The sequence below is a fragment of the Ilyobacter sp. genome (assembly GCF_041583315.1).
Classification (GTDB): Bacteria; Fusobacteriota; Fusobacteriia; order Fusobacteriales; family Fusobacteriaceae; genus Ilyobacter.
On the sequence record NZ_JBFHGC010000347.1, the window covers coordinates 1 to 3,137 of the forward strand.

Annotated in this window: 4 protein-coding genes; 3 read left to right on the forward strand and 1 reads right to left on the reverse strand. The window is 34.9% G+C overall.

Going from position 1 to position 3,137, the window contains the following annotated elements; translation table 11 throughout:
* From ABZA26_RS11110 to ABZA26_RS11120, 3 genes are all read left to right on the forward strand, one after another.
* Positions 1-958, forward strand: a 958-nt coding sequence (locus ABZA26_RS11110) for a nucleotide sugar dehydrogenase (protein WP_372714595.1), incomplete at its 5' end; no start/stop codon positions are given.
* A gap of 127 nt (positions 959-1,085) precedes the next feature.
* Positions 1,086-1,556 (forward strand): cyclic nucleotide-binding domain-containing protein, encoded by a 471-nt coding sequence (locus tag ABZA26_RS11115; RefSeq protein WP_372714596.1) that lies wholly within the window; start codon positions 1,086-1,088, stop codon positions 1,554-1,556.
* Positions 1,557-1,742: 186 nt separating this feature from the next.
* Positions 1,743-2,240: a type II secretion system protein gene (locus tag ABZA26_RS11120; RefSeq protein ID WP_372714597.1), complete on the forward strand. Its 498-nt coding sequence runs from the start codon at positions 1,743-1,745 to the stop codon at positions 2,238-2,240.
* 125 nt (positions 2,241-2,365) lie between these two features.
* On the opposite strand, the gene ABZA26_RS11125 is transcribed toward ABZA26_RS11120, so the two are convergent.
* Positions 2,366-3,137: leucine-rich repeat domain-containing protein (locus ABZA26_RS11125; RefSeq protein ID WP_372714598.1), on the reverse strand; the 772-nt coding region annotated here is incomplete at its 5' end.

A 3,137-nucleotide genomic window follows, 5' to 3' on the forward strand; every position in this document is an offset into this window, starting at 1 on the left:
CTATGAAGGGGCTGAGTATGTGATTATATCCACCCCTACAAATTATGACCCGGAAAAAAATTATTTTAATACCAGAACAGTGGAAGCTGTCATAGCAAATGTACTGGCAATAAATCCAGAAGCCACTATGATTGTAAAATCAACTGTACCTGTTGGATATACTGAAAAAGTAAAAGAGATGTTTGATACAGATAATATTATTTTTTCTCCTGAATTTCTGAGAGAGGGAAAGGCGCTCTATGATAATCTATATCCTTCGAGAATTGTAGTAGGAGAAAAATCAGAAAGAGCAAGAAAATTTGCAGACTTACTGGCTCAGGGAGCCATTAAAGAGAACATCGATATTTTATTTACCGGTTCTACTGAAGCAGAGGCTATCAAACTGTTTTCAAATACATATCTAGCTCTTAGAGTGGCCTATTTTAATGAATTAGATACCTATGCAGAGATCAGAGGAATCAATACAAAGGAAATAATAGAAGGGGTAGGGCTAGACCCTAGGATAGGTTCGCATTATAACAACCCTTCATTTGGCTACGGAGGATACTGCCTGCCTAAAGATACAAAGCAGCTGAGAGCAAATTATGATCACGTTCCAAATAATATAATAGGGGCCATCGTGGATGCCAATACCACCAGGAAGGACCATATAGCAGATATGATAATTTCTAAAAATCCAAAAATAGTGGGAATTTACAGGCTGACCATGAAGACTGATTCAGATAACTTCAGAGCTTCTGCTATTCAGGGGATAATGAAGAGAATCAAGGCAAAGGGTATAGAGGTTGTAATATACGAACCTGCATTAAATGAAGAAAGTTTCTTTAATTCAAGAGTTATAGTAGACTTGGAGGAATTTAAATCTATATCAGATGTCATAGTTACAAACAGACTTTCTGAGGATTTGAATGATGTAGAAGAAAAAATATATACACGAGACCTCTATAAAAGAGACTAAAAAACCAGGACCCCTATACTCGACGGGTCCTTTACTTTATACTCCCTTTAATATATAATTTATTAACTGATTTTGTAAAAAGATTTTACGTCACGAAATTATCATATCTATGAAGGGGAGAATTGTAATGATAGATAAGAAACTTTTGGATAGGATATTTGAGCTGCTCCCAAAAACTTCTCTCTTCGGAGGGATTACAGAGGAGGAGATAGAATATTTTGCAATGCTTATGGAAGAGGTGAGATACAAAGAAGGTGATGTTATTTTCAGTGAGGGAGATCCGCCTGGAGATTCTTATATCATTTTAAACGGTAAGGTGGAATTTTATATGGTGGGTCAGAAGCTGGGAACTGTTAAGGAGGGTAAACTTTTTGGTGTGGTGGCTCCACTGGGAATACAGAAGCAACTTTCAACCGCTAGAGCTAAGACAGACATAACCCTAGCCGTGATACCAAAAATGGCACTGTTGCAGATAGCAGAAGAAAGACCGGAACTTTTTGGCCGGATAATGTTTAACATAGCCCGAGACCTGGCAAGAAACCTTATTATTGTAAAAAAACTTCTTATGGAACATATGGAATGGTGTCAGTTAGACTAATTTGATATATTTTTATAAAGACTTTTGTGTTGCTAATCTCAAGGGTCTTTTTTTTATTGGAAAATCAAATGAAATAGGAGGAATATTGATCTGGTTGTTGTAGAAGCTTAAAAAGATTTACTTTTCTAAAGAATGAATTCAAAGAAATTATTTTTTAGATTAAATATCTTATTTGGGGTGATTTTTATGAAAAAAGGATTTACTCTCATAGAGCTGGTGGTTGTAGTATCATTAATATTTATTCTCTCAGCGATAGTGATGAATAAGGTGGGGTCAATCATAAGAAATTCAAGAGATGCAAAAGCTTATTTTATAGCTGGAGAATATAAGACGGTATATAAAATAGCTGCGGTGGAAAGTGAGGACGGGGGAAACAGTATATATTTTGAAGACCTTGTAGACCGAGTGGACAGACATGCCGCCAACGAATTGTATTCTGCTACAAAAATATTGTCTAAAGGTGCTTATGCAGATGGCCGTGCTACATTAGGGTTAGGTGGATACCTCGAAGTTGGCACAAATACTGGGGGGATAACTTTAGAAGAAGGGACAACCCCTCTTATCATGCTTTTTATAGAACAAGGAGACGGAGTGACAATAGCCGATAATTCTAGATATTCAACTTCTGATGGAAAAGTCAATGGAAAAGATACCAGAGGTGAAGAAAGGGACGGTACAGAATAAAAAATTAGATGTAAATTATATTATTAGTCATTTAGAGGTTATCCGTCTGGATAACCTTTTTAAATCTTAGAATATTAAACTGAAGGGCGTATCTAAATTTAGAATACGCCCTAGTTATGTTTTGATTATATAATAACAGATATTTTGTTACTAAATTTATTTTTAATTTTTTTAGTAATATTGTTGAAATTTGGAGAAGAGACTACGGGGTTGCTATAGCTCTCATTTTGAAAATAGATATCAAGGTGTTTATTTGGAACCGGCAGGAACTCTTCAAATTTTTCCAGGGAGTAGATTTGGTTACCTGCTATATTTAAATACTCTAATTTTCTCAGTTTAGAAAAATCTATTTTATAGAGGCTTCTGATCATATTTTCTTCCAGATTTAATTTCTCAAGACTTTTGAAATGTTCTATTCCTCTCAAATCTTTAATTTTATGATCTTTGCAGTAGAGTTCTTTTATTTTTCCAGCGTCTTCAAAAGTTATCTTATCGGAAGTGGAGGTATGTTTAGGCAAGGTTTTGATATTTTCCCAAACTGTGGATTTAAGGTTTTTATCCGGAATGAAGACATAGAGAATATCCAGATAATTTCCGGAAACATCAGAGAATCCTAAAAACTGAAGATTTTTTAAGCTTAAAATTATATCAAGGTCAGACGGTGTCAGAGGATTTCCTCTGAGGTAAAGCCTTTTCAAATTGGTTAAGTTTTCCAATCCTTTCAGAGATTTTATTTCGTTGTTTTCGAGATTTAAGACCTCTAAATTTGTAAAGGCTTCAATTCCATTTAGGTTGGTGAGGCCGCTATTTGAAGCATTCAGAGAAGTTGTTTTTTTTGCACTACTTGCAGAAATACTATTAAAATATGAGCTGGTACCACTGGAAGAAGATGAAGAC

What these genes read in the sequence shown, in the direction of transcription:
- ABZA26_RS11115 (WP_372714596.1), top strand. Translation starts at nt 1,086, where the DNA reads ATGATAGATAAGAAACTTTTGGATAGGATATTTGAGCTGCTCCCAAAA.
- ABZA26_RS11120 (WP_372714597.1), top strand. Translation starts at nt 1,743, where the DNA reads ATGAAAAAAGGATTTACTCTCATAGAGCTGGTGGTTGTAGTATCATTA.